We start from the raw sequence: 26168 nt of genomic DNA, 5'->3' as shown, positions 1-26168 counted from the left end.
CAAGATTTTTAAAAGGGTTATTAAAAAAGCCTGCTTCCCATTTTGGCAAAAAGCAGACTTTTCAGAATTTCAACTTCCGAATTTCCGTAAAGTCCCTTGCCCTCAGGAAAATACCCTTTTCGCAGGACTTTTTTATTAAGTTGTCGGACTCCCTTCAAAGCGAAATAACTCGTTTTTGTCAGGAGTATACCTTCCCCTTTTCTTGTATTATAATATCCTTTATTATATTTGTCAAACCTTTTCTTGGATTTTAACTATCCTGTCTTGTTTTGAAACTTTTTTCAATTAAATCTCAAGAGATTGCTTTACTGCATCTATTATTGACTCAGCTTTAAGATTGTCAATCCGATAATATTTTGCATCCATAAGGTCTGCAATTTCTTTTGCAGGAGAAATTTTTTCCGAATAATACTTTGAATAATACTTAAACAAACATTCTTGTTCAACATCAATAACGATAGTTTTTATTCCTTCATTTTTTATCGTTAACGCCAATTCACGAACTTCTTCTTTAGGTTTTTTAGAACCCCTGCTTACATTACCCCTTCCATCCGAGATTAATACAATTACAGGATATATATCAGGATTTTTATACATTTCATTCTTTATCAACTGCAATCCTTTATACAAGCCGTCAGAAAGGGGGGTTTTTCCTCCTGTAGGCAGTTCCTCCATCAACCTATATGCCAGCTCTACACTGGAGGTTGGCGGTAAAACCACTTCTGCCGATTCACCTTTAAATACAACCATTGCCACCTTATCTCTTTTTTGATATGCATCGATTAAAAGGGACACAATAGCGCCTTTTGTCGCCATAATACGCTGATTAGCACTCATTGAACAACTTGCATCAAGAACAAATACAATTAAATTTCCAATCTTTTTTTCTCTGACTTTCTCCCTTATATCCTTGTCCTTAATCGATATTGCAAGCCCTTCTTTATCCCGGCTCGTCTGGTAAGGAGCCGCTGCTCTTAATGTGGCGTCAAAAGCTATATCATTGTTTAGTCTCTGTATCCTGCTTTTAACATACCTGCCGGATTTGTTGTTGATCCTTGTTAAACTTCTTTTGCCTGAACCTTTCTTCCTTAAAGCTTTATCTTTTGGAAGAACAATATCCCTTACGGAAAATTCTTCTCCTATTCCATATACATCCCCTTCAGAATTTTTTTCATTTTCAGCACTGCTTCTTTCTATAGATTCATCAGTTTTTTTTTATCCTCTTCAATATCCTCCAACTCTATTTCAGGTCGCATCTGACTGCCGCTAAACTGCTGTTGCTGATTATGAGATGATGTTGTTCCTTGTTCCATTAACATCTGCTCTGTTTTTTTTGTTTCCGTTTTTGGTTTTTGTTCCTGCTGTCTATTTTGTTCTTTAAAAATAGGTTTTTCTTTCGTTTGGAACCGTTTTTTTTCTTCCTTAAATGTCTGTTCCAATTTTTCTTGGTCCATCTGAGATTGCTGGAAGGGTTTCTTCCTCATTCTATGCGGTAATACAAGTTCTGCCGCTTCTTTTACATCTTCTTCTGTCACATTGTCTTTGCCTTTGTATGCTGCAATGGTTAATGCTGTCTTCATCATTATTATGTCTGCCCTGTGACCGTCTACCCCCATATCAAGGGAAATATGCGCTATCAGTTCAAGCATCTCATCATCAACCTTTACCTTTGGCAGAAGTTTTTTGGCATTTATAATCTTTTGCCTTAATTCTTCCTGCTTCTCTTCCCATTTCTCAGAAAATTTCGCCGGGTCTTCTTCAAATGCAAGGGTATTTTTTATTATCTCCACACGGTCTTTTGGGTCTTCTATTCCTTCTACGGTTACACACAGCCCAAACCTGTCTAAAAGCTGCGGTCTTAAATCTCCTTCTTCCGGATTCATCGTCCCTACAAGTATGAAGTTGGCAGGATGTGAATAGGATACTCCTTCCCTCTCTACAATGTTTACACCCATCGCTGCCGAGTCTAATAATATGTCTACCACATGGTCATCTAAGAGATTTACCTCATCGACATAGAGAATGCCTCTGTTGGCTTCTGCAAGTACACCCGGTTCAAAGGATTTTTCTCCTTTTTTTATTGCCTTTTCTATATCAATAGTACCTACGACCCTGTCTTCCGTAGCACTTATAGGAAGGTCTATTACACGCATTTTTCTTGTTATTGCGGGCAGTTCTTCTCCTTTTTCCCACTTTTCCCTGCAATCCCTGCACATAAGAGCGGGATTCTCCGGGTCACATCCAAAGGGACATCCTTCTACCACCTTTATTTCAGGTAAAAGCTCCGCAAGGGCACGTACTGCTGTTGACTTGGCTGTTCCCTTTTCGCCCCTGATTAAAACACCACATAATCTTGTATTAACAACATTTAATATTAAGGCTTTTTTCATCTGCTCCTGTCCTACTATTGCGCAAAATGGATAATACATATTATATAAATTCCTCCTCATTGACATTATAAATATTCCAACATATTTTAATATTTTATTCATTTTATAATTTAATAATTATCAACTGAATTATAACATTTTTAAATGATAAACACAACTAACAGAAAATATATATTGAGATTATTTCCACATAATTAAATAAAAATACTTGCATAATAAATTAAAATATGATAATATAAAAAAGTAAGTTTTCAAAGTAAAATAAAATATTTGATAAATGAAGCAAAGGTGTTTCATTAATATATCTAAGTGTGTTAATGATGCCTTTGTTTTATTTTGCAATTTTTTACTATTTAAAAATGAAAGGGGTTTTATTATGACAGACAACATATTAACTAGTATTTATGGCTCAAATGTTTTTAATGATGCAGTAATGAGGGAACGACTGCCCAAAGCTACCTATAATGCTTTAAGAAAAACTATAGATGAAGGACTCCCTTTGGATCCTACTGTTGCTGAAGTTGTAGCAAATGCAATGAAAGACTGGGCAATAGAAAAAGGTGCTACACACTTTACACACTGGTTCCAGCCATTAACAGGAATAACTGCGGAAAAACATGACTCATTTATATCACCTACAATAGATGGAAAAGTTATCACCATATTCTCCGGAAAAGAGCTAATAAAAGGTGAACCTGATGCTTCTTCTTTTCCTTCCGGCGGATTAAGGGCAACTTTTGAGGCAAGAGGTTATACCGCATGGGATTGTACATCGCCTGCTTTTGTTAAAGATAATATACTTTACATTCCTACAGCCTTTTGCTCATATACGGGTGAAGCGCTTGACCTCAAAACACCGCTTCTTCGTTCTTCAGAGGCATTATCAAAACAGGCTCTTCGTATATTAAGATTATTTAAAAATAATACGGCAAAAAGGGTTATAACAACCGTAGGTCCTGAACAGGAATATTTCTTAATAGATAAAAAATTTTATGACAAGCGCAAAGACCTTATACTAACCGGAAGAACATTGTTTGGTGCAAAATCTCCAAAAGGGCAGGAAATGGAAGACCATTATTTTGGCTCCATAAAAGAAAAAGTTTTTTCCTTTATGCAGGAGCTTAATAGAGAACTCTGGAAACTTGGAATTTCTGCAAAAACAGAACATAATGAAGTAGCACCGTCACAACATGAACTTGCTCCTGTATATGACACAACAAATATAGCTACAGACCACAATCAACTGACGATGGAAATGATGAAAAAAATCGCTCTAAGATACGGCTTAGTATGTTTATTGCATGAAAAACCATTTGCAGGCGTAAATGGCTCCGGTAAACATAATAACTGGTCAATGAGTACAGATGATGGTTTAAATCTTTTAGATCCCGGAAAAACACCTCACGAAAATGCACAGTTCCTTATATTCTTATGTGCGGTAATAAAAGCAATCGATGAATATGCAGATTTACTCAGGGTATCCTGCGCATCACCGGGAAATGACCATCGTCTTGGAGCAAATGAAGCACCTCCGGCTATTATTTCAATATTCCTCGGTGAACAGCTTACTGATATTTTAGAGCAAATTGCAAATGGAGGAGCCACAAGTTCCAAGCAGGGCGGAACATTGAAAATAGGGGTTACAACACTCCCAGAACTTCCAAAGGATTCGACAGATAGAAACAGGACATCGCCATTTGCATTTACAGGCAATAAGTTCGAGTTCAGAATGGTTGGTTCATCTTCCTCAATTGCAACAGCCAATTATATACTTAATACAATAGTAGCTGAAGCGCTTTCACAAATTTCAGACAGACTTGAAAAAACTGATAACTTTGATAAAGAAGTAGAAGCAATTTTACAGGAAATCATAAAGGAACACAAAAAAGTAATATTCAATGGCAATGGGTATTCCAATGAATGGATTGAAGAAGCAGAAAAAAGAGGACTCCCAAATATACGATCAATGGTTGATGCGATCCCTGTATTGTTAAAGGAAAAAAATGTCGCAGTAATGGAAAAACATGGTGTCCTAAGCAAAGTTGAATTAGAATCACGTTATGAAATTTTACTTGAAAAATATATAAAGACGATAAACATCGAGGCACTGACAATGCTTGATATGGCAAAACGTCAGATATTGCCGGCTGCAATAAAATTTGCAACAAAAATTGCGGAATCAATTAATTCTATAAAAGAAACCGGGCTTAATGTTGAAATAAAACCACAGGAAGAACTCCTTAAAGAAGTTTCTTCATTAACTGCAGAATTTAAAAAGAGAATTACTATTCTTGAAGATGCTGTTAATGGTGCTGCAAATATAGAAGATGATACATTTAAGCTGGCAAGTTATTACAGAGATGAAATATTTGAAAAAATGAATTCATTAAGAGAAATAGGAGACCAGCTTGAAACAATTGTAGATGCAGAAATTTGGCCGTTGCCAACATATGCAGATATGTTATTTAACGTATAACTTTTCTGACGCTAATCGATACTTAAAAAAGATATTGCACTTTTTAAAGGCAATATCTTTTTTGTTTATGAATTGTTAACGTGTATATACTTGGTGGAGATAAGGGGATTCGAACCCCTGACCTCTTGAATGCCATTCAAGCGCTCTCCCAACTGAGCTATACCCCCATGTTTTTATGTATGGTGGAGGTGCGGGGAATCGAACCCCGGTCCGAGGGTGTCATAGTAAAAGCTTCTCCAGGTTCATTCACCAATTTGACATTTCCTCCATGGTTCTCCTGGTGACAAGATAACCACTTCAGTAGCTTCATAAAATCCGGCTTAACTCAAAGCTTTGGCAAACCAGTTCCCCACTAAATCGACGCCCAATCCTGTAATGTGGGAATCACAGGTTGAACGGCTACTTACAATTAAGCAGCGTAAGCTAAATTATCGTTTGCGTTTATATTTAAGTCCACCGTTTATCGAGCTGATGGAACCTCGACCTGCTACTCTTACCTCAACTACCCCCGTCGAAACCAGTACACCCCCATGTTAAATATACTGTTTTTCCTTAAAATGTTTTTCAATTTCTCTTTTTGCATCTTTCTTAGCTATTGTTTCTCTCTTATCGTAAAGTTTTTTACCTACTGCAACAGCTAATTCAATCTTGATAAGTCCGTGTTTTAAATACACCTTCGTGGGTATCAATGTATATCCTTTTTGAGTTACATACCCCATCAGCTTATTTATTTCATGTCGGTTTAAAAGCAATTTCCGTGTTCTTAAAGGGTCTTTATTGAAAATATTGCCTTTTTCATATGGGCTAATATGCATATTGTATAAATAAACCTCATTATTTACAATCCTTGCAAAACCGTCTTTTAAATTTACCTTTCCCATACGTACTGATTTTACTTCTGTACCTGTAAGTACAATACCTGCTTCATAGGTATCTTCTATGAAATAGTCATGACCAGCTTTCTTATTCTGTGCCACTATTTTTATATCTTCTTTAGCCATGCTATCCACTCTTTCTTAGTTAATCTACCCTACATATTGTATTGCAAACAAGATATCTATGCTTTTATATTATAGCACATACAATTGCTATGTCAATACTGCCTGCTCAAAGCAAAAAATAAAGGCTAAGCTTCTGGCAATTCCTCCGGTACCGCAAGTGCAAAGTCGATTTCTCTTTTGTCCGGATTTGCAGCAACTACTTTAACATAAACTTCATCACCAATAGAAAATTTCTTTTTTGTATGTTCTCCAATCAACGTATAATTTTCTGCGTCAAAGTGGTAATAATCATCTTCAAGCAAGTCAACTTCCACCAGCCCTTCTATTGTATTGTCAAGTTCAACAAAAAATCCATAATTGGTAATATTTGATATTATCCCTTTATAAATCTTACCTATTTTATCCTGCATATACTCTACTTTTTTTAAAGTCTCTATTTCACGTTCAGCCATCTCCGCTGTTCTTTCCCTTTCAGATGCTTTTTCTGCTATCTCACTTAATATCCTATTATAATGGCGCTGCCTCTTTTCATTAAGTTGCCCATTAATATTCTCTTTTATAATTCGGTGTATTATTAAATCAGGATACCTTCTTATTGGTGATGTAAAATGTGCATAATATTGTGTTGCAAGGGCATAGTGTCCCAATTCTTCCGGACTATACCTTGCCCTTTTTAAAGACCTTAATAGCAAGGTTTCTATTACTCTTTGTTCACTCTTTCCTTTGACTTTTTTTATCAGCTCTTGCAAGGCTTTTGGATGTATTTCATCACCATTGATGCCTTTTATATGGTATCCAAGATTATGAATAAATTTATTAAAGGCTATTAATTTTTCCATATCAGGATGTTCATGGACTCTGTACACAAAAGGCACATTTATCCAATGCATGTGTTCTGCTACTGTTTCATTGGCTACAAGCATAAATTCTTCAATTAATTTATGAGCAATATTTCTTTCAACTTTAACAATATCTACAGGTTTCCCATTTTCATCTACAATTATTTTTGCTTCTTCAAAATCAAAATCCACACTTCCACGCTTCTTACGCCTTTCTTGCAGTATTAATGCAAGCTCTTTCATTAACCTAAAATCATTTATTAAATTGTCATAACGCTTTTTAAGTTCTTCATCATCCTCTTCAAGCAATTTATAAACATTTGTATATGTCATTCTTTCTTTGCTTTTTATAACACTTTCAAATATTTTATGGTCGACAACTTCGCCTTTTTTATTTATCTTCATTTTCACTGTCAGTGTTAATCTGTATTCATTGGGGTTTAGACTACATATCCCATTTGATAATCTTTGTGGAAGCATGGGTATTACCCTATCAATGAAATATACACTGCATCCGCGATTTATAGCTTCTTTGTCAAGCTCTGACCCTTCTTTCACATATTGGCTAACATCTGCAATACTTACATATAGTATATAATCGCCATTATCAAGCTTTTGTACGCAAACAGCATCATCAAGGTCTTTAGCATCTTCTCCATCTATTGTCACCAAATTTAAATTGCTTAAGTTTATTCTCCTTTCCATTTCTTCAGATTCGATTTCCTGTTTTATTTCTTCAGCTTCTTTCAAAACCTTATCAGAAAATTGTTCGGGAATATTATATGACCTTATAACGGATAATACATCTATTCCCGGCTCGTTTTTCCTTCCAAGAATCTCAATAATTTTTCCTTCCGGGCTTCTCCTCCTTTCAGGCCATTTAGTAATGTTGACAACAACCTTCATACCATTATCAGGATTCATATCATCTGATTTTGGAATAAATATATCTTGTGAAATCTTTTTATCATCCGGTACTACAAACCCAAAATTCCTGCTTTTCTCATATGTGCCAACCACAGTCTGATTAGCCCTCTTTATTATCTTTATAACCTCTCCTTCCCATCTTTTGCCTTCCACCTTTTTGTTAACACGTACAAGCACAACATCATTATGCATTGCACTGTTCATATTATCTGCCGATATAAATATATCCTTGATATTTTTATTGTCCGGTATTAAAAATCCAAATCCTTTTGAATTTGCATCTATTTTTCCACGTATAAGGTCAATTTTTTCCGGCAACGTATATTTTCCGTTTTTTGTTTTATATATAATCCCTTCTTTTATTAAATCCTTCAACACACCTTCAATGATATGTTTCTGATTATACTCTATATCCATTAATTTTAATATATTATCTATTTTCGAAGGTTTATAATTCACGCTTTCCATAAGTTCCAAAATTTTTCCCTTAATATTCATTTATCATTCCCCACAATCTCAAATTTGAAAAATCTATTTCATTCATTCTTTATTGCAGCTTGTGCGGCAGCCAATCTTGCAATTGGTACCCTGTAAGGCGAACATTCTATAAGTAAATGTATATGGTCTAAATCTCCACCAATCTCTTATATGGTAAATCCATTTTCTGTAGCAATATTATGCAGTAATTCTTTTAATGTTTTTTCTATCTTATCAATCAATAGATATTTAATCACCTTCTTCATTTAAAATTCTTTAATATAATATTTGCTATTTACTAAGGCTTTATTTATAAAGTTATTGAAATAATTTAAGTTTTTCCAAATATAGTAATTGATTTAAATAGTCAATTACAAATGTAATTGTTAAGTATATTTTAGCAGTTTCTTAAGTTTTTGCCAACTATATTTTAAATCCGTAATTAAATAAAAAAATCAGGATTAATACCTGACCCTTAAAATTTCAACTTGTTATTAAGATATGATTCAACTTCGTCTATTTTTATCCGAATCTGCTCCATAGAATCCCTTTCTCTTATGGTAACAGAATTATCATTTATTGAATCAAAGTCATATGTAATACAAAAAGGTGTTCCTATTTCATCCTGCCTTCTGTACCTTTTGCCTATACTCCCTGTTTCATCATAGTCAACAACAAATTTTTCCCTTAAATTATCGTATAATTTATATGCATTTTCACTTAATTTTTTAGAAAGAGGTAAAACAGCAGCCTTAATGGGGGCAAGGGCAGGGTGTAATTTTAGCACTACTCTTATATCACCTTCTCCAACTTCTTCCTCATTATATGCATCTATCAAAAAGGATAGAGCAACTCTATCTGCACCTACAGAAGGTTCTATACAGTATGGTACATATTTTTCATTTGTTACAGGATCAGAATAAGACAAGTCTACACCAGAATGTTCCATATGCCTTTTTAAATCAAAATCTGTTCTGTCAGCTATACCCCATAATTCACCCCATCCAAATGGAAAGATATATTCTATATCTGTTGTTGCATTGCTGTAATGAGAAAGTTCTTTTTTACTGTGGTCTCTAAACCTCAGATTCTCTTTTTTAAGTCCTAAATTTAAGAGCCAGTTCATACAATACTCTTTCCAATATTTAAACCACTCAAGGTCTTCTCCCGGTTTACAAAAAAATTCAAGTTCCATCTGTTCAAACTCTCTTGTTCTAAAGGTAAAATTACCAGGTGTAATCTCATTCCTGAAAGATTTTCCAATTTGTCCTATGCCAAAAGGAATTTTTTTTCTTGTTGTTCTTAATACATTTTTAAAATTGATAAATATCCCCTGAGCAGTTTCAGGACGCAAATATATCTCTGCCTTAGAATCCTCCGTAACTCCCTGGAATGTTTTAAACATAAGATTAAATTTTCTTATATTGGTAAAATTATGTGAACCACACATAGGACATGGAAGATTGTTGTCTTTTATAAAGTTTAGCATCTCATCATTAGTCCATCCATCAACATTGACATCTTCGCCTTTGCTTTTTAAGTAATTTTCAATTAATTTATCAGCCCTGAACCGTGACTTGCAATCTTTACAATCCATTAAGGGGTCAGAAAATCCTCCTACATGACCTGAAGCAATCCAAGTTTCGGGATTCATCAGTATGGCAGTTTCTATTCCTACATTATATGGACTCTGATGAATAAATTTTGACCACCAAGCTTTTTTAATATTGTTTTTAAATTCTACGCCAAGAGGACCATAATCCCATGTATTTGCAAGTCCTCCATAAATATCTGAACCGGGATAAACAAATCCGCGGTTTTTTGCAAGGGACACTATCTTTTCCATTGTTACGACTGATGCCATATTTTAACACTCCTTTGCTAAGTAAACAAAAACCCTTTTTCCCCGATGGAAGAAAGGGTTAAAACTCAATTTATTTTAGAATACCAGATACTTATGTGCATGTCAATATAGATTAAAATTATTCGGTTTTTTTCTTTTGCTCTTTAATAATAGTTATTTCTTTATTTGGTCTTTCAACTTCAATAGTACAATTTGAGACAAATGCAAGAGCAACACCTACCAAAGTTAATTGTGGAATCAATAATGCTGAGATAGCGCCGGCAGTCACAGGTATTTCAAGTATTACCTCATCATCTTTTTTTATTCTTATCTTTGTAACATTGCCTTTTTTAACTATATCTTTTATTTTATCAAGTACTTCTGAACCTGCAACAGATATATTCTCTGTCCAACTTTTTTTGTTTTCTTCAAGATATACCAGAGCGTCAACCACATTCCCATTGCATTCGTTTAAAGCTTCCCTTGCTTCTTTATAACTTACACCTGTTCTTTCGATTATCATATCTATTTTTTCCAATTCTTCATTCATTCCTTTCACCTCCTTACATATTTTTTATTTTATCAAGAAATGTTTTTGTCTCAAAAGCCTTTTCAAAATGTACCTTTATATAACCACTAATTATTTTATCCAACTCTTCAGTAATAAATCCTGATATTTTAACCCTTTCTAAATTGTTGAATCCATTTTTAAGTAAATATCTAAAAGTATTTAATGAATTTTCTTTGATATAAAAAGCATCACTGCATTTATCTTTACACTTATTACACACTACTCCTCCCATTAAAAATGAAAAATATGTCAATTTCTCTGTATTCCCACAAGATGAGCATTTGTTTAATTCCGGCATATATCCCATAAATGAAACAAATTTTAAAACATATACAAGCATTATTATCTCAGGAGGAATTTTACCCTTTTCTAAAATCAATAATGAATATTTCAAAAGATTATATATATTTAAACATTCTTGTTCATTTTGCAATACTTTGTACACCAAATCCGTAAAAAACGTTGCATAGGATAAATTTAATAAATTCCCCTCAAAGCAAACAAATGAATGAATCAATTCCCATTGATCAATATAATAATAATTCTGCCCCTCAAATAATACATAATTACCCATTGATAATGGATAAGTTGCAGCAAGCATACTGCTTTTTGCTCTTCTAGCACCTTTAGCAACTGCCTGTAATTTGCCTTTCCTTTTTGTTAATAGCGTAACAATTTTATCCGTCTCACCTATAAGATTGCTTTTTAATACAATAGCTTCCGTTTTTAAAAAACTCATACTAATTTGCCTTTTTCAATTTATTATTCTTTTTAAATACACGTTCAAATTCTTTGTAAATCATAAAATATTCTATCTTACCTGTCTTATTAAATAAATTCCAAATAAAATGCAGCATCATATCGTTACCATCCCTTTACAATTTGTATCCCTGAACTGGTACCAATTCTATTTGCGCCTGCCTTTATCATTAACCTTGCATCCTCTGAAGTCCTTACACCACCTGATGCTTTAACACCGAAATTATCTCCTACCGTTTTTCTCATAAGCCTTACATCATCTATTGTTGCTCCTCCAATTCCAAATCCAGTCGATGTCTTAACAAAATCAGCGCCTGAATGTACAACTATTTCACACGCCCTTATCTTTTCTTCATCTGTCAGATAACAGTTTTCAAGTATGACTTTAATAATAACATTTTTCAATGCCTTTGCCTCTTTTACAACAGCCTTGATTTCCTTTTCAATATAATCGAAATCTCCGCTTTTTAGTCTCCCTATATTAAGAACCATATCTATTTCATCTGCGCCGTTTTTTATTGCATCTTTAGCTTCGTAAGTTTTTGTCTTAATTGTATTTGCACCAAGAGGAAATCCTATAACGGTACATACTTTTATATCGCTTCTTTCTAATAGATTTTTTGCAAAATTTACATAAACTGGATTTATACATACTGAAGCAAAATTATATTCCTTAGCCTCAGTACATAATTTTTTTATATCATTATCTGTGGCATTTGATTTTAATAATGTATAATCAATCATCTTTGCAATTTCCATTAATTTCACCTACTTAAATACAATTTAACATTATTTAAAGATTTTTGTCAATTAAATATCCGAAATTTTTTAGTGTATTAATATTATCTCTCCAACCTTTTTTTACTTTAACCCATAAATCCAAATAAATCTTCTGACCAAATAAATTTTCCAGTTCTATCCTGGCATCTGTTCCAATTTTCTTTAACATCTTCCCATTTTTTCCTATAATTATAGCCTTATGTGATTCCTTCTCACAATATAATATTGCCTCGATTTCAAGAATATCCTTATTCTCTTTTTGTTTCATACTGTTGATTTCAACAAAAACCCCATGTGGTACCTCGTCTTCAAGAAAATACAACATCTTTTCCCTTATTATTTCGGATACAATAAATCTCTCTGGTTTATCTGTAATATAATCCTCCGGAAAATATTGAGGTCCTTCCGGCAAATACTGCAATATGGTATGTATTAATAAATCAATATTTTTATTTTTAAGCGCTGAAATAGGTATAACATCTTTAAAATTAAGATGTTCTTTAAAGTTTTTAATGGTATCATCTACAACATTATAAGAAACTTCATCTATTTTATTTACCACCAAAACTATAGGAGTACTTATTGTTTTTAAATGATTTGTTATATAAAGGTCACCAGGTCCTATGTTAACATCCGGTTCAATCATGTATAAAATAAGGTCAACTTCATTTAATGTTTTCTTAACAGATGATATCATAAACTCGCTTAATTTATGCTTTGGTTTATGAATTCCTGGTGTATCAATAAAGATAATCTGAAAATTATCCCCTGTTAATATACCCTGTATCGTATTTCTGGTTGTCTGGGGTTTGTCTGATGTTATAGCAATCTTTTCTTTTATTAAAGTGTTTAATAAGGTTGATTTGCCAACATTTGTTCTGCCTATCAATGCAATAAAACCAGATTTATAACTCATTCTGTCACCTCTTTTTACAAATTATTTCATTATTTGAAAGAAAAATACTGTTATTAATATACCAATTATTCCACCAATAACAACTTCATATGTGGTATGTATTTCCCCCTCAATTCTGCTTTCAGCAACCATAAATGCCATCATAAAAGTAATTGTAGCAATAATTGCGCTTTTTGATATAAAAGCAGCTGCAGTAGCAAGACAAAATGCAATAGCACTGTGTGCACTGGGCATGCCACCTTGAAAGGGTGTTCCAATACCAAAATGAACCTTTAAAATTATTGTGGTAAGCATTACTATAACAAGAGTTATAAATGTTACATGTGCAGGTGATTGCTTCAATCTTGTCAATAATATGTTTGTCCAAGGATTAAGCCTGTCAAAAAAAAGTATATATCCTACAAAAACAGCATTTATGGCTGATATTAATACAGCACCTGCAGCAACATCCTTCGCTATTTTGGCAAGGGGATTGTATTTATCTGTTATAATATCTATAGTAGCTTCTATAGCGGTATTTATCATTTCAGCAATAATCACAAGAGAAATTGTAGCTATTAGTGCTATGAATTCAAATTTGGAAAAATTAAAAAATAAACTTAAGACCAAAACAATTATTGCTATTGAAAAATGAATTTTCATGTTCCACTGGGTTTTTAAAACGTACTCTATTCCTTCAATGGCATAATTAAAACTCTCAATAAGTTTTTTTATAACCATATTTATCACCTTTTAAAATCCAAGCGTGTCATTACTTCTTCTTCTTTTTCTCTCATTATTTTTCTATCATCATCTTTTTCATGGTCATATCCCATTAAATGAAACATGCTGTGAGCTGTTAAATATGCAATTTCCCTTTCGAATGAATGCCCGTATTCTTCCGCTTGCCTTTTTGCCCTTTCAAGTGATATTACAATATCCCCTATAGGTTCAACCTCACAAAGCCCGCTGTTATTCTCTTCTTCCAAATTAATATCTGAATAAATTTCTTCAAATTCAACTAAAGGAAATGATAAAACATCTGTTGGTTTATCGACATTTCTGTAGTATCTGTTTAATTTTTGAATCTCTTCATCATCTACAAATGATACACTTACTTCTATATTATCCACAACACCTTCAACTTCAAGTGAAATTTTAATAACATCATTAATAATCTTTTCAAGCCCTTCCGAATTCACTTTATTTTGCCTATCATCAATCAATATATTCATTGTAACACCTCAGTTTTTATAATTTCAACAATCAAATGGAATATATATCCGCTATTAATCCAAAATCAATTAGAGGTTTGTCCAATTTTAGTATGGAATTTGCCTCATATTTAGTAATCATAATTTTATTCTCAACTTTCCTTTGATTTTTCATATATCTCATATGCCTTAACAATCTTCGCCACAAGAGGATGCCTTATTACATCCTGTTCTTTAAGCAAAACAAATTCTATGCCTTTTATCCCATTCAAAATTTCTATTACATCTTTTAAACCGGACTTTTTATCCTTCGGCAAGTCCACCTGTGTCACATCACCTGTTACCACAGCCCTTGAACCAAATCCAATTCTTGTCAAAAACATCTTCATCTGCTCTGGGGTAGTATTCTGCGCTTCATCTAAAATTATAAATGAGTCATCAAGTGTTCTTCCCCTCATGTAAGCAAGAGGCGCAACTTCGATTAAACCCTTTTCCATATATTTTTGAAACACTTCAGCACCAAGTATATCATACAGTGCATCATACAATGGTCTTAAATATGGATCAACTTTTTCCTGTAAATCTCCAGGTAAAAAGCCCAGCCTCTCGCCTGCTTCAACAGCAGGTCTTGTCAGTATAATCCTTCCAACCTCTTTATTTTTTAATGCCGTAACCGCCATAGCCATAGCAAGATATGTTTTTCCTGTCCCTGCAGGACCGATACCAAAGACTATTTCATTGTTTTTCATTGCCTTTACATAATTCTTCTGTCCGTAAGTTTTACATCTAATCTGCTTTCCTCTTGAGGTAATACAAACAATGTCAGATAAAATTGACTTTAATTTTTCTTCTTCACCTATATTTACAAGTTTCATGGCATACATAACATTCTGTGGTGTAATAATCTCACCGCTTTCAATAAATTCTATCAACTCATTAAATAACCTTTCTGCCGCATTGACATTTGTATCTTCTCCTGATATCTTGATTGTATCATCACGTACCACAACCTTGACATTCATACCTTCCTCAATTAATTTCAGGTTTTCATCGAATTTGCCAAACAGGTTTGCGGCTTGTTCAATATTGTTGATGTCAATATTTATTTCCTTATTCAATTTGTACCTCCTGTTTATAATCTATTTTCTCTTCCATGCCTATATTTTCTAATGCCTCAACTATTACATCTGCTCTTATTATATGATTCTCTATTATCATGGTTTTCTTTTTTTCACTGATAATTTTTACATCATTTTCAAGTCCGGATTTGATATTTTTAAGAGCTTTTTCAATAGCCAATTTTTCAGCTTCGTCTCTATTTAATTTAATGTGTTCTATTTCTGTTTCATAATAAGTTTCTTTAATGATTTTAACAGGAGATTTCTTAGATGTAATTATTTTTGTTTCCTTATCATAATGTTTAAAATCCATCTTTCTGAGAGCAAATGTAATAGTATTTTCACCTAAACTGATGTTTGTAATAGAGATTGATTTTCCTGTTCTTTTAAACGCCTGCTTTGATAAATCGACATCTGCATAGCCTTCATACCAAGTCCTTGCAATAATTTCAGCATTTGAATGTACAAATCTCGTCTTAGCATATGGTCTTTCAATAATACCAGATACTATAATATCTCCGGCTTTTACCGTATCCCCTACTTTTTTAACCGCATCTCCTTGTAATATTACCATCTTATATATTATACCATCTTTCTTAGCTATTATATTACATGCAACATTCAAAGGCAAAATTTCAGGTGGTTTGGTTTTTTCAACGATCTTTATGAATGCCTTAGTACCCTTAATATCTATCCCAATCCATGCAACATTTCTCATGTCAACTAAAAATTCTGATTCGATTTTGGGAATATCTACGGAATATTTAAAAACCCCTTCTTTTAAACCAAGCTTTTTTAGTTCTTCTATCACAGCCTGTTCATTTATATTTTTTGTCCCCTCTATACTTATGCACCATATAAAGGATGAAAAAATGCAAATTAATACCATACATAATACCGCACCAAATATTAACATTTTCCGCCTTTTAAAATATAATATGATAAAAGGCAGTCCTTTTTTACCTATTATTGACACTTTGCAATTTGTTATTCTTATATGTGGTTGTAATAATTTAAATCCTTTTAAACTTATTTTGGCAATTACTGTATTATGTCCTATCCTTTTTATATCCCATATATAAATATCTCTTGATATAATAAGATTTAATAATTTTTCTAAGGATAAACCTTCAATTTTAATAATAGCATAACCTCTTAAAAAATTCCACAATTTTATTGCCAGCAAGTTTATCCCTCCTAATCAAGTATCTCGATACTTTCTATCTTTCCTGTTATTACAATGATTTCTGTCATTATAGAATTAATCATTAAATTTTCCCCACAAATTTTAAAAATACCTATGGAGGTATTTATTCTTATCCTTTCAGGAATATATTCAATAATACCCCTGTGATTTTCCAATGTAGCCTGAGTATCCCCAATCAAGGTAAGTTTAGGCAGATTTAATAATACCTCTTTTGGAAAATCAACAAGATTAAATATTCCTTCTTTAATAGTGGTTGATTTCATGCATAAGCCCTCCTTCTTTAAATCTTATGAGGAAGGTAATAAAAAAATTCTATATAAAAAAAGAGCTTTATGCTCTTACAATGCCATCTTGTATATCATTTTGCAATCATCTTCATTTATAGGTTTATTGAAATTTTTTATACTTCCCGTAAGTGTCATTATGGTATCTTTTGCTAAAATATTAATATCTTCTTCTTTAATCTCTAAATCCCTAAGTCTTAACTTCAAACCAACGCTTTTCAAGAATTCCTCAATAATCGTATGAATTTCTGAAGCTTCAACCTCTTTTCCTCTTAAAATAGAAGCAATTTTTTTATACTTTTCTTCATTATATTTTAATGAAAATTCAATAAAAGATGGTAACAAAGCTGCAAGTCCAACACCATGGGTTATATTGTAACGTCCGCTTAAAGGATGCTCTAATGCATGTACTAAGCTTGTTCCAGAAGAAGCCATCGCTAAACCGCTTAACATGGCAGCAAGCGCCATTTTTTCTCTCGCCTCTATATTATTACCGTCATCATAGGCTTTCTTTAAGTATTTATAAGAAAGTTTTATAGATTCCAATGCATAAATATTGCTGACCTCATTTGCTTTTACACCTATAAAACATTCTAAGGCTTGGCAGAATGCGTCAACACCGGTTGATGCAGTTACGCTTCTATCCATTGTCGTCATAAACTCCGGATCGATTATTGATAAGCTTGGAAAGGTATATATACTTTTAAAGGATGGTTTAAAACCTATTTCATTGTTTTGTATTACAGCAGCTCCGTTTACCTCTGAACCTGTGCCTGAAGTAGTTGGAACTGCAATTATCGGCAATGCCCCTCTTACAGACCTTTTCCTTGAATCAGGTCTCAAAAAATCCCAAATAGGGGATAGTTCCACACTTCCAACAGCAATTCCTTTTGCAGTATCTATAGCACTTCCGCCTCCAAGTGCAATAACCATATTACATCTATTTTCAGTTGAAACCTTAACACCCTTATCAACAGAAATACAATCAGGGTTTGAAATAACCTCATCATAAATAACATACGGAATAGTACAATTATCTAATATTTCCAGTACTTTTCCCAAAAGCCCGCTTTTTTTTGAACTATATTTTCCTGTAACAATTAAAGCCTTATCACCATATGTTCTACATTCTGATATTTGTTCTATTTTACCTCTGCCAAAAATAATACGGGTTGGAAGTAACACATCAAAACTCAAAAAAACACCTCCCTATAATTTTATATTTCTGTGATGAAAACATATTTTATTTTCTCATATGAAGATATATCCCTCAAAGGATTTCCTTCTAATGCCATTAAATTGGGAAGTTTACCCTTCTCAATTCCTCCCATTTTATCTTCAAGACCAACAATCTTTGCAGAATTTTCAGTTGCAGCCTTAAAAATCTCTGTTGGAGAAAGACCTGCTTTTTCAAAAAGCCTAAGCTCTTCAAAATACGATATGGCGTGATATGTTCCACTGGCACCTGCATCTGTACCGATACCAAGGATAACTCCCTTTTCCTGAGCTTGTTTGACTCTTATAAGCTGAGAATCTAAAGTTTTCTCAATATTTTCAATTTCTTTTTCTGTATAAAATTTACGAGTATCTTCCTTTAATTGATTTGCAACAGGAACAAGTGTCGGTATCCATGGTATTTCCTTTTTAGCCATAATATCAAGAGCTTCTTCACTAAGAAAATAGCCATGTTCAATAGAATCCATATCAGCTTTTATTGCCATGTCAACTGCTTTTGCAGAACTTGCATGTGCCATAACCTTGAGGTTATGCCTTCGAGCTTCATTTACAATCTCCTTTGCTTCTTCAAGAGAAAACTGTAATGAGCCAACCCTTCCATATTCTTTAAAGCTTACAATCCCTGACATAAGGACTTTTATCTGATCAACCCCCTTTTGATAAAGGATTTCAACAGAATTTTTTATATCTTCATTATTTAATATCCCTTCACCTAAGAAACTGCCGTACATTCCTTTTTTATTAAGGGCAAAACCAGATGCAAGTATAATAGGTGCATCAAGTCTTTCCCTTTTACATTTTTCTTTTGCAGTAATATTTATTAACCTTCTGTCACCGCCATCTCGTATGGCAAGGATACCTTTTTCAAGATAATTTTTAAATTCTCTTTTTAAACGTTTAAAAAGCAACTCATCACAATCCCATTGTTCCACTGCTTTTTGAAAATTAATGCCATCAAGTGCTAGATGAACATGACAATCGATAAATCCAGCCATAAGCGTCAAATTTGAAAGGTCAATAATCCTATAATCATTAAAATTTCTTTTTAAATTATTGAAATCTGTATTATAAATTATCTTGTTAATTATACCATTTTCTATCACAACAGCAGCATTTTCACAAGGAGGCTTATATGAACTCTCTATAAGTTTACCTGCAAACAAAACCCTTTTATCTTCCTTCATTATTTTTATAACCTTTTTCAAAACGTCTTCCCCTATCTTATTTAAATGACTCTCATTCTCAAGCTGCCTATCTCAATAATTCCATACATCATAGCTTGGCAAAAAATCCAGGTTTAGGAGTATGCCCATAGTCCTTAGATACCCTTCTGCCATGCTGTAATAATTCTTTTTCCCAAGATGCAAAAGAATTATCAAAATTTAAAAGCTCTGAAGATTTTGGGTAAATTTCATAGTTGGTTTTGTAAATCATAGGAGTTAGATCAGGCATAATTACATTTGCACCACATGATAAAGCCTTAAAACGCCCCTCAGGTGATAAATTTGCCAGTGCGGTGGTAGCAGGAAGATGTGTTAAAGGAAGCAAGAGCCTTGTTATTGCAATTGCTTTCAAAACCATAGAAACAGACCCAACAGGATACCCACGAAGAGGGGTCTCAGGATGTGGAATAAAAGGTCCGATTCCAGCCATTTCTACATCCAATTCTTTCGTTAGCAGAATATCATCCGCTAAAGTCTCTATACTCTGCCCGGGCAATCCTACCATAAATCCTCCTCCTATTTGATATCCAAGTTCCCTTAAATCTTTAAGTCTATTCAATCTCCCTTGAAGAGTAGTGCCAGGTCGTAATTTTTCGAAAAGCTCTTTATCTGATGTTTCATGTTTTAATAGATACCTGTCAGCACCAGCTTCTCTTAAAATCTTATAGAAATTTTTTGAGTTTTCTCCCACCGACATAGTGATTGCAAGGTCAAGATTATCCTTCATCTTCTTAATCAATTCAGCCAATATATCAACTTTATACCAAGAATCTTCTCCTGATTGAAGCACAATCGTCATATATCCCTGATTTCTTGCTTCCTTTGCTGCTTCATATATCTCATCTATTGTCATCCTGTTTCTATTCACAACATGATTTTGACATCTTAAACCACAATAAAAACACTCTCTGCTGCAGTAATTAGAAAATTCAATAATCCCCCGAAGATGTACCTCATCCCCAAAATTATTTTTTCTAAGTTTATCGGCTTCCTGAAATAACAACTCCTTATCTTTACCTTCTGCTTCAAGTAACATGATTATTTCTTCTTTGTTAAGTTCATGAGTTTTTAATGCTTTTGTTATAACCTTTTCAATTTTGGTTGTCATGGGAAAATCCTTCCCTTCTTCACTTTTTAAAACTATTTGATTGCATTATATTATACTCAGTATAAAAAATCAAGATATGATTCCATATAAATCCATAAAAGTTTATAAATTTATTTTATTTCATAATACCTCTCAAAGAGCCTTTCAAGCATACGGCACTGCTTTAAATAAGGGCAATTCCCCCTAAAGGTTTTCTGTTTAAAATCTTTATTCATTATATTCCCCATATAATAATCTTTTTTTTCAGAAAGTGAAGGACATGGATAAACCTCTCCATCGGGATTCACAAATATACCGCTACCATTAAATGTCCTACATTCTTCCTTGTATCCATAATTCATAAGCCTTTCAAGAAATTTAAAAGTTATAGTACGATTTGTAATTTTATTATGTAATTCAGCTCTTTCTATGGCAGCTTTTATATTTAAAGTAATTTCCTCTTCCATAGGAACAGACATATCAAAAGCACTTCCTGTAAGTCTCAATACATTGAAACTTATACCTCTTATATTTCCCAAGTAATAAACTAAGTCAATAAATTTATCTATGCTTGAAAGACTTTCTTTTGTTAAAACTGATGTTACATTTATGCAAATTCCCGCTTCTTTCAAAAGCTGGATACCTTTCAAAACATCAACAGTAGAAGAATGAGAAATCTCATTGCGATAAGGTCGCATGATATCATTTACCTCGGGTATACTATCGATACTCACTCCTATACCTATATCCAAATCTTTAAGTTTAGATATATTCATATGATTCAAAAGGGTGCCATTTGTCTGAAGCTGAAAAATGCAAGAAAGACCTTCCTTACGTAATTCTTGCACAAATCTCTCAATCAAAGGAAGATTTAAAAGAGGTTCTCCGCCTGTAAATTGAACCAAAAACATTTGAGAATCATCCTTGTTTTGCTTCTTTATAAATTCCAATATACTTTTTGCTGTATCCCATGACATATCACCATTCTTCCCTGTATTTTTTGAAGCGTAACAATAACGACAGGAAAGATTACACCTCCCTGTTACAGCAACAATAAAAGTTTTAACCATGATTTACCATCCTAATCAGCTGATTTTTTATTAGCTGCTACTACTGCAAAATAATACATAAATATAACCCAAATAAAAACAGCAACAAATGGAAGAGGTGAAATCGGCTTATTTAAAGCTATACTTCTTAATGAATGGCTAATAGGAGTCAGAGGGAGCATCCAGATGAAAACTTTGACAAGAAGAGGCATTGTATCAACAGAGAAAAAGGTTCCAGCTAAAAATGTCATAGGAAGTACGAAAAACGTTCCAAAGTTTGCCATATCAGCATGGGAATCGGCTACCATCGCCGCCAAAACTCCAAGAGAAGCAAAAGTAAAACAAGATGCAATAAGTACAAGAAAAAAAACAGGTGTTAATTTTATATGAGCGCCAAAAAGCAATCCAAGTAACAATAAAATAAGACATGAAGTTAGACCTTGAAGAGCTCCTGCCAAGACTTCTCCCAGCACAACAGATGAGGTTTTGATAGGTGCCAGCACATATTGGTCAAAGGTTTTAAATATCGTCCTCCTTATATTTAAATCAGCTCCGATGGAATTATAGCTATTGTTCAAGGATGATAGTGCTATAATACCGGGTAATACAAAATCTAAATAATTGCCTCCATTTACAGACATATTTTTCCCCAGCCCCAAGCCAAACGTTGTTAAAAATAGCAAAGGACTTATAAGACTACCTGCAAATATTTTCTTGAAACGTTTTTTCCAGTATATCATTTCTCTCCAAAATATAGGATAAAATTTTAAAAATTCCTTCATAATCTCTTCACCTTGAATGATGCAAAAACGTCTATTCAAGGTTTCCCTCCTTTCGCACATTAATCTTAATTATAAATTACTTTATAGCTTGTTGCTCTCAATTAATTCTCCGCCTGTAAGTTTAACAAAAATATCTTCAAGATTTGATTCTCTTATGTTTATATCCTTATCCAAAGATTCTGCATATTTTAGTGCATCTGCCCTTGAGGAAAAAAAATGTCTTACGGTGTTATCATTTTCAAGATATTCCAGAACAACACTTCCTACCTCCTTTTTTAATTCGTCAGGACTGCCAATCGCTATCAGTTTTCCTTTATCAATTATAGCAACCCTGTTACAAAGATTCTCTGCTTCTTCAATATAATGTGTTGTAAGAAGAACCGTCATGCCGTTTTGATTCATTGTTTTTATTAAATCCCATATCTTTCTCCTTGTCTGAGGGTCAAGTCCTACTGTTGGTTCATCAAGAAAGAGTACCCTCGGTCTATGCATTAGTGCTCTGGCAATCATAAGCCTGCGCATCATACCTCCGGAAAATTTTTCTACATTGATATTCGCCTTGTCCATAAGTCCAACATATTCAAGAAGCTCCTGTATTCGCTTCCTTCTTTCCTCTTTTTCCATCCCGTAAAGCATACCGTTAAGCTCTAAATTTTCCCATGCCGTTAGCTCTTTTTCAAGATTTAATTGCTGTGGCACAACCCCAATCTGTTTTTTTACTTCTAAAGCATTTTTTCTTACATCATAGCCATTTATATATGCTGTTCCAAAAGTTGGACGCGTCAGCGTGATAAGCATCCGAATAGTTGTTGTTTTACCAGCTCCGTTAGGTCCAAGTAGTGCAAATATTTCTCCGGAAGAAATTTCAAAGCTTATTCCCCCAACAGCCCTAACTTTACCAAATACTTTTACCAAGTTTTCTACTTTAATCATCCGCTTTTCGGTGTTTTATTCCCATACATGAAGAGAGGAAATAAAACGCCTCCTCCTTTCTCAATAAATCCCTTGTTGCAAGTTCAAAGACCTCAACATTTCTTCAACACTATTTAAAGTTTTTATATCTTGACTCCCATAAACATATTGTACCTCTTTTTGATTTCTAAAGCTATATATGGGAATATTTAAATTTTTTAGCTCATTAAGAATAATTGAACTATCTCCATTAAAAGAAAAATCCACATCAATAATTGCATCTGATTCCTTAAGATTCTCTATTAATGCCGGCATATCATTTAATTCATAAACAATTGTATCCGCTGTTTTTGAAACAAAATAATCTACATCATTCTCAGCCAAGGGTCCTATGGAAATTTTATATCCATGTCTTGTCAAAGCTCTAATAATGGGAGCACCCTTTCCTTTTCCTGAAAGTACATGAACCTTTAAGCTTTTATTACTATCACATTTTAATTCAAGTGTTCCCATAGAGCGGCAAAAACCGGCTTTATCAACATTATAAAGTTCTTTAACGGCTTTTTCCGTTAAAACATCCTCCGGAGGACCATATGCCTTCATGCCTCCCTTTTCAACAAGAACAACCATATCACAAAGACGTAAAGCTAAATCTACCTCATGGAGTATCATTACAACCGTAACATTTTTTTCATGTGCCAAATTTCTTAAAAGTAAAAGTATTTCAAATCTATTTTTAGCATCCAAATGACCAACAGCTTCATCCAAGAGCATTACCTCCGGTTGCTGAGCCAATGCTTTGGCAATCATGACCTTTTGATATTCTCCGTCACTGGTTTCTGTAATAAATCTGTCTTTTAGATGTTCTATTCCAACAGACTTTAGAGAATCCATCACAATATTCTTATCATTCTGACTTAAAATTCCCATCAAACCTGTATAAGGATAACGCCCCATACTAACAATATCAAAAACAGTCATGTTGCTTGCAGTTATACGCCCTGTTAATACAACAGATATCTTGCATGCCAATTGAGAATCTGTCATTTTGTGTATATTTTGTGTATCTATGAATATCTCGCCTTTTTGAGGTTTTAAAAATCCACCAAGGCATTTCATAAACGTTGTTTTCCCAACCCCATTAGGACCCAAAAGGCATATAAGCTGTCCGGGATTCATTTCAATATTGATATCATGAAGAACGGTCTTATTCTTATAGCCTATATCAATACCTATTGCCTTAAGCATATTTATCACCTCTATTTTATTCCTTTTTTCAAAAGCAGAATAATAACAATAGGTGCGCCAACAATCGATGTAAGGACACTTATCGGCAGTTCTACCGGTGCCGCCAATGTACGTGCTCCGGTATCAGCAAGCACTGTAAAACTTGCCCCTAACAGCATACCAGCTGGAAGCAAATAGCGATGGTCAGAACTTCCAAGCATTAATCGTGTTATATGTGGCACTGCTAAACCTACAAAGGAAATCGGTCCGGCAAAAGCTGTAATACTAGCTGTTAAAATGCTCGCAACAGCAACAGTGTAAAAGCGGAATCGCTTAGGATTTATTCCTAGATTTTTTGCATATTCCTCTCCCAAAAGAGAAGCATTAAGCTGCTTAGAACATAAAAAAGCAAGTACAAGTCCTATTGTTGTAGGAAAAAAAAGCACCTTTAACTGAGTCCATGTAAGTCCGGAAAAACTTCCAAGTGTCCATAGGGTAAAATTCTTAACCTTCTCATCAGGAGCAAATGTTATTAAGATGTTTACGATAGAAGAAAAAATATATGCAAACATAAGCCCTACAAGCAACAAGACTACAGAACTTTTAGCAAACCTTGCCACAGAAAGAATCATAATTGTGACAAAAAAGGCTCCTAAAATAGCAAGAGTCATATATCCATATGGCGACTGACTAAAACCTATTCCTGCTAAGATACTAAGAGCCATGCCGAGGGTTGCTCCTGAAGAAATACCAAGTATATACGGTTCGGCAAGAGGGTTCCTAAACAACGCCTGTAGCAAGATACCGGAAGCAGTAAGAGCCGCACCACCTAAAACTGCTCCAAATATGCGCGGTATTCTCAAATTCCATATTATTTTACTCATAACTGTTTTGGCATTTCCCCAGGTTATTAACTGGGTTATTACCTCTCCAGGTGATATCTTGACTGACCCTACCATTATACCAAATATAACTACTGATGGAAGAAGCAAAATCAAAAACCCGAAAACCATATATCTTCTTTTTGCCATCTGCATCATAATACCTTATTTACCCCCTCAAAACTCTTCATAAGCCTTTTTTATATTGTCTATATAAATATTTACTATCTTTTCATTTTCACCCAACCCAACAAGCGAAACCTCCACCTCATAACCTTCATTTAAAAGCTGTGATTTCCATGAATCCACATCATCACCAGCCAGATCATTTACGGCATGGTCCCCTGCAACAATCATAAAAGGCATTAATTTAACCTTTTTGGCTTTTACACTTTTTAAATCCTCCTTAACCTCATCAAAGGATGGATAACCTTCCACCGTTCCCAATATAACTCTTAAACATCTATGCCTGAAAATATCATTCAAACAACCATATGAACATGTCGCAGGATGATTCGAGCCATGTCCCATAAGTACAAGGAATACATCTTCTTTTTCCTCTGCAAGCTGCTGTTTAAATATATCAGCAACTTTTTCATAACTTTCCATACCATAAAGAAGAGGATATCCTATCTTCAACTTTTTAAACCCAAGGTCCCCCTTGGCTCCTTTCATCATGCCAAACCCGCATATAATCTCTTTTAGATCGTTGTATTCGCTTCCTGGAAAAATATGAAGCGATTGAACAACCACATGTTCATAGCCTTCATCCTGAAGTTTTGCCAAAGCAAGCTGAGGATTGTCGACGTAAATCCCATCTCTCTTGGCAAGTTTTCTTCTTACAAAGTCAGAGGTATAAGCCCATCGAATCTCGATTCCCGGAAAAGTATCCCTGATTTTATTTTCTATGAAATCATAAGAGGTAAATCCACCTTTTACAGTTGTACCAAAAGCCACAAGAAGTATCGCATTTTTTCCCATTTCTTTCTC

General features: G+C 33.7%; 24 protein-coding genes, 1 tRNA gene, 1 other RNA gene and 1 pseudogene. 1 reads left to right on the top strand and 26 read right to left on the bottom strand.

The features are described 5' to 3' along the window. Positions 1-285: 285 nt before the first annotated feature. The 3 genes and pseudogenes from AC0LWJ_RS01250 to AC0LWJ_RS01240 all read right to left on the bottom strand — a co-directional run bounded on the left by AC0LWJ_RS01250 (position 286) and on the right by AC0LWJ_RS01240 (position 2429). Positions 286-837 (bottom strand): vWA domain-containing protein, encoded by a 552-nt coding sequence (locus tag AC0LWJ_RS01250; protein WP_474237164.1) that lies wholly within the window; start codon positions 835-837, stop codon positions 286-288. Between the two features lie 111 nt (positions 838-948). Further along, positions 949-996: pseudogene (locus AC0LWJ_RS01245) on the bottom strand (hypothetical protein); the annotation flags it as partial. Between the two features lie 197 nt (positions 997-1193). Then, positions 1194-2429, bottom strand: a complete 1236-nt coding sequence (locus AC0LWJ_RS01240; protein WP_474237165.1) for a magnesium chelatase ATPase subunit I — start codon at positions 2427-2429, stop codon at positions 1194-1196. Positions 2430-2766: 337 nt separating this feature from the next. Between AC0LWJ_RS01240 and AC0LWJ_RS01235 the strand changes: the two genes are divergently transcribed. Beyond that, complete coding sequence (locus tag AC0LWJ_RS01235; protein ID WP_474237166.1) at positions 2767-4866, top strand: glutamine synthetase III family protein; 2100 nt, start codon at positions 2767-2769, stop codon at positions 4864-4866. A 91-nt stretch (positions 4867-4957) separates the two neighbouring features. Here AC0LWJ_RS01235 and AC0LWJ_RS01230 read toward each other — a convergent pair. The 23 genes from AC0LWJ_RS01230 to AC0LWJ_RS01120 all read right to left on the bottom strand — a co-directional run bounded on the left by AC0LWJ_RS01230 (position 4958) and on the right by AC0LWJ_RS01120 (position 26159). Then, positions 4958-5033: transfer RNA gene (locus AC0LWJ_RS01230), tRNA-Ala, on the bottom strand. Between the two features lie 13 nt (positions 5034-5046). Next, positions 5047-5396, bottom strand: a transfer-messenger RNA (tmRNA) gene (gene ssrA, locus AC0LWJ_RS01225). A 3-nt stretch (positions 5397-5399) separates the two neighbouring features. Next, on the bottom strand, positions 5400-5867 hold the full coding sequence (gene smpB / locus AC0LWJ_RS01220) for an SsrA-binding protein SmpB (protein ID WP_474237167.1): 468 nt from the start codon (positions 5865-5867) through the stop codon (positions 5400-5402). 125 nt (positions 5868-5992) lie between these two features. Further along, a complete protein-coding gene (gene rnr, locus AC0LWJ_RS01215; RefSeq protein ID WP_474237168.1) occupies positions 5993-8131 on the bottom strand; it encodes a ribonuclease R in 2139 nt (712 codons plus the stop codon). Positions 8132-8585: 454 nt separating this feature from the next. Beyond that, a complete protein-coding gene (locus AC0LWJ_RS01210; protein WP_474237169.1) occupies positions 8586-9974 on the bottom strand; it encodes a glycine--tRNA ligase in 1389 nt (462 codons plus the stop codon). Positions 9975-10092: 118 nt separating this feature from the next. After that, on the bottom strand, positions 10093-10503 hold the full coding sequence (locus tag AC0LWJ_RS01205; protein ID WP_284679504.1) for a DUF4342 domain-containing protein: 411 nt from the start codon (positions 10501-10503) through the stop codon (positions 10093-10095). A 13-nt stretch (positions 10504-10516) separates the two neighbouring features. Continuing rightward, positions 10517-11263: a DNA repair protein RecO gene (recO, locus tag AC0LWJ_RS01200; RefSeq protein ID WP_474237170.1), complete on the bottom strand. Its 747-nt coding sequence runs from the start codon at positions 11261-11263 to the stop codon at positions 10517-10519. Between the two features lie 125 nt (positions 11264-11388). Further along, positions 11389-12042 carry a deoxyribose-phosphate aldolase gene (deoC, locus tag AC0LWJ_RS01195; RefSeq protein WP_474237171.1) on the bottom strand — a complete coding sequence of 218 codons (654 nt, stop codon included), beginning with the start codon at positions 12040-12042 and terminating at the stop codon, positions 11389-11391. Positions 12043-12076: 34 nt separating this feature from the next. Then, on the bottom strand, positions 12077-12979 hold the full coding sequence (gene era, locus AC0LWJ_RS01190) for a GTPase Era (protein ID WP_474237172.1): 903 nt from the start codon (positions 12977-12979) through the stop codon (positions 12077-12079). Between the two features lie 21 nt (positions 12980-13000). Further along, entirely contained in the window at positions 13001-13699 is a 699-nt protein-coding gene (locus AC0LWJ_RS01185; RefSeq protein ID WP_474237173.1) for a diacylglycerol kinase, read from the bottom strand. A gap of 5 nt (positions 13700-13704) precedes the next feature. Continuing rightward, complete coding sequence (ybeY, locus tag AC0LWJ_RS01180) at positions 13705-14193, bottom strand: rRNA maturation RNase YbeY (RefSeq protein ID WP_284679507.1); 489 nt, start codon at positions 14191-14193, stop codon at positions 13705-13707. A 131-nt stretch (positions 14194-14324) separates the two neighbouring features. Beyond that, a complete protein-coding gene (locus AC0LWJ_RS01175; RefSeq protein ID WP_474237174.1) occupies positions 14325-15290 on the bottom strand; it encodes a PhoH family protein in 966 nt (321 codons plus the stop codon). Continuing rightward, on the bottom strand, positions 15283-16476 hold the full coding sequence (gene yqfD, locus AC0LWJ_RS01170) for a sporulation protein YqfD (RefSeq protein WP_474237175.1): 1194 nt from the start codon (positions 16474-16476) through the stop codon (positions 15283-15285). Before yqfD ends, AC0LWJ_RS01175 begins: the two co-directional genes overlap by 8 nt. An 11-nt stretch (positions 16477-16487) precedes the next feature. After that, positions 16488-16760 (bottom strand): sporulation protein YqfC, encoded by a 273-nt coding sequence (gene yqfC / locus AC0LWJ_RS01165; protein WP_474237176.1) that lies wholly within the window; start codon positions 16758-16760, stop codon positions 16488-16490. A 75-nt stretch (positions 16761-16835) separates the two neighbouring features. Then, a complete protein-coding gene (locus tag AC0LWJ_RS01160; protein ID WP_474237177.1) occupies positions 16836-17978 on the bottom strand; it encodes an iron-containing alcohol dehydrogenase in 1143 nt (380 codons plus the stop codon). A 20-nt stretch (positions 17979-17998) separates the two neighbouring features. Next, complete coding sequence (locus AC0LWJ_RS01155; RefSeq protein ID WP_474237178.1) at positions 17999-19222, bottom strand: amidohydrolase family protein; 1224 nt, start codon at positions 19220-19222, stop codon at positions 17999-18001. A gap of 67 nt (positions 19223-19289) precedes the next feature. Continuing rightward, positions 19290-20348 carry a [FeFe] hydrogenase H-cluster radical SAM maturase HydE gene (hydE, locus tag AC0LWJ_RS01150; protein WP_474237179.1) on the bottom strand — a complete coding sequence of 353 codons (1059 nt, stop codon included), beginning with the start codon at positions 20346-20348 and terminating at the stop codon, positions 19290-19292. Positions 20349-20458: 110 nt separating this feature from the next. Beyond that, the gene (locus AC0LWJ_RS01145) at positions 20459-21397 is read right to left on the bottom strand and encodes a radical SAM protein (protein WP_474237180.1); all 939 of its coding nucleotides are present in this window, start codon (positions 21395-21397) and stop codon (positions 20459-20461) included. An 11-nt stretch (positions 21398-21408) separates the two neighbouring features. Further along, a complete protein-coding gene (locus AC0LWJ_RS01140) occupies positions 21409-22197 on the bottom strand; it encodes an ABC transporter permease (RefSeq protein WP_474237181.1) in 789 nt (262 codons plus the stop codon). Positions 22198-22239: 42 nt separating this feature from the next. Beyond that, positions 22240-23091 carry an ABC transporter ATP-binding protein gene (locus AC0LWJ_RS01135; RefSeq protein ID WP_474237182.1) on the bottom strand — a complete coding sequence of 284 codons (852 nt, stop codon included), beginning with the start codon at positions 23089-23091 and terminating at the stop codon, positions 22240-22242. Between the two features lie 60 nt (positions 23092-23151). After that, on the bottom strand, positions 23152-24318 hold the full coding sequence (locus AC0LWJ_RS01130; RefSeq protein ID WP_474237183.1) for an ABC transporter ATP-binding protein: 1167 nt from the start codon (positions 24316-24318) through the stop codon (positions 23152-23154). A gap of 11 nt (positions 24319-24329) precedes the next feature. Further along, a complete protein-coding gene (locus AC0LWJ_RS01125; protein WP_474237184.1) occupies positions 24330-25337 on the bottom strand; it encodes a FecCD family ABC transporter permease in 1008 nt (335 codons plus the stop codon). An 18-nt stretch (positions 25338-25355) separates the two neighbouring features. After that, entirely contained in the window at positions 25356-26159 is an 804-nt protein-coding gene (locus AC0LWJ_RS01120; RefSeq protein ID WP_474237185.1) for a sirohydrochlorin cobaltochelatase, read from the bottom strand. Between the last annotated feature and the right edge of the window lie 9 nt (positions 26160-26168).

Source organism: Aceticella sp. 75b-Ac (assembly GCF_056032965.2).
The sequence above is the reverse complement of the archived record's forward strand: the minus strand, read 5'-3'. Positions and strand labels throughout refer to the sequence as shown.

What these genes read in the sequence shown, in the direction of transcription:
- AC0LWJ_RS01250 (WP_474237164.1), bottom strand. Translation starts at nt 837, where the DNA reads ATGAGTGCTAATCAGCGTATTATGGCGACAAAAGGCGCTATTGTGTCC.
- AC0LWJ_RS01240 (WP_474237165.1), bottom strand. Translation starts at nt 2,429, where the DNA reads ATGTATTATCCATTTTGCGCAATAGTAGGACAGGAGCAGATGAAAAAA.
- AC0LWJ_RS01235 (WP_474237166.1), top strand. Translation starts at nt 2,767, where the DNA reads ATGACAGACAACATATTAACTAGTATTTATGGCTCAAATGTTTTTAAT.
- smpB (WP_474237167.1), bottom strand. Translation starts at nt 5,867, where the DNA reads ATGGCTAAAGAAGATATAAAAATAGTGGCACAGAATAAGAAAGCTGGT.
- rnr (WP_474237168.1), bottom strand. Translation starts at nt 8,131, where the DNA reads ATGAATATTAAGGGAAAAATTTTGGAACTTATGGAAAGCGTGAATTAT.
- AC0LWJ_RS01210 (WP_474237169.1), bottom strand. Translation starts at nt 9,974, where the DNA reads ATGGCATCAGTCGTAACAATGGAAAAGATAGTGTCCCTTGCAAAAAAC.
- AC0LWJ_RS01205 (WP_284679504.1), bottom strand. Translation starts at nt 10,503, where the DNA reads ATGAATGAAGAATTGGAAAAAATAGATATGATAATCGAAAGAACAGGT.
- recO (WP_474237170.1), bottom strand. Translation starts at nt 11,263, where the DNA reads ATGAGTTTTTTAAAAACGGAAGCTATTGTATTAAAAAGCAATCTTATA.
- deoC (WP_474237171.1), bottom strand. Translation starts at nt 12,042, where the DNA reads ATGGAAATTGCAAAGATGATTGATTATACATTATTAAAATCAAATGCC.
- era (WP_474237172.1), bottom strand. Translation starts at nt 12,979, where the DNA reads ATGAGTTATAAATCTGGTTTTATTGCATTGATAGGCAGAACAAATGTT.
- AC0LWJ_RS01185 (WP_474237173.1), bottom strand. Translation starts at nt 13,699, where the DNA reads ATGGTTATAAAAAAACTTATTGAGAGTTTTAATTATGCCATTGAAGGA.
- ybeY (WP_284679507.1), bottom strand. Translation starts at nt 14,193, where the DNA reads ATGAATATATTGATTGATGATAGGCAAAATAAAGTGAATTCGGAAGGG.
- yqfC (WP_474237176.1), bottom strand. Translation starts at nt 16,760, where the DNA reads ATGAAATCAACCACTATTAAAGAAGGAATATTTAATCTTGTTGATTTT.
- hydE (WP_474237179.1), bottom strand. Translation starts at nt 20,348, where the DNA reads ATGACAACCAAAATTGAAAAGGTTATAACAAAAGCATTAAAAACTCAT.
- AC0LWJ_RS01145 (WP_474237180.1), bottom strand. Translation starts at nt 21,397, where the DNA reads ATGGTTAAAACTTTTATTGTTGCTGTAACAGGGAGGTGTAATCTTTCC.
- AC0LWJ_RS01135 (WP_474237182.1), bottom strand. Translation starts at nt 23,091, where the DNA reads ATGATTAAAGTAGAAAACTTGGTAAAAGTATTTGGTAAAGTTAGGGCT.
- AC0LWJ_RS01130 (WP_474237183.1), bottom strand. Translation starts at nt 24,318, where the DNA reads ATGCTTAAGGCAATAGGTATTGATATAGGCTATAAGAATAAGACCGTT.
- AC0LWJ_RS01125 (WP_474237184.1), bottom strand. Translation starts at nt 25,337, where the DNA reads ATGATGCAGATGGCAAAAAGAAGATATATGGTTTTCGGGTTTTTGATT.
- AC0LWJ_RS01120 (WP_474237185.1), bottom strand. Translation starts at nt 26,159, where the DNA reads ATGGGAAAAAATGCGATACTTCTTGTGGCTTTTGGTACAACTGTAAAA.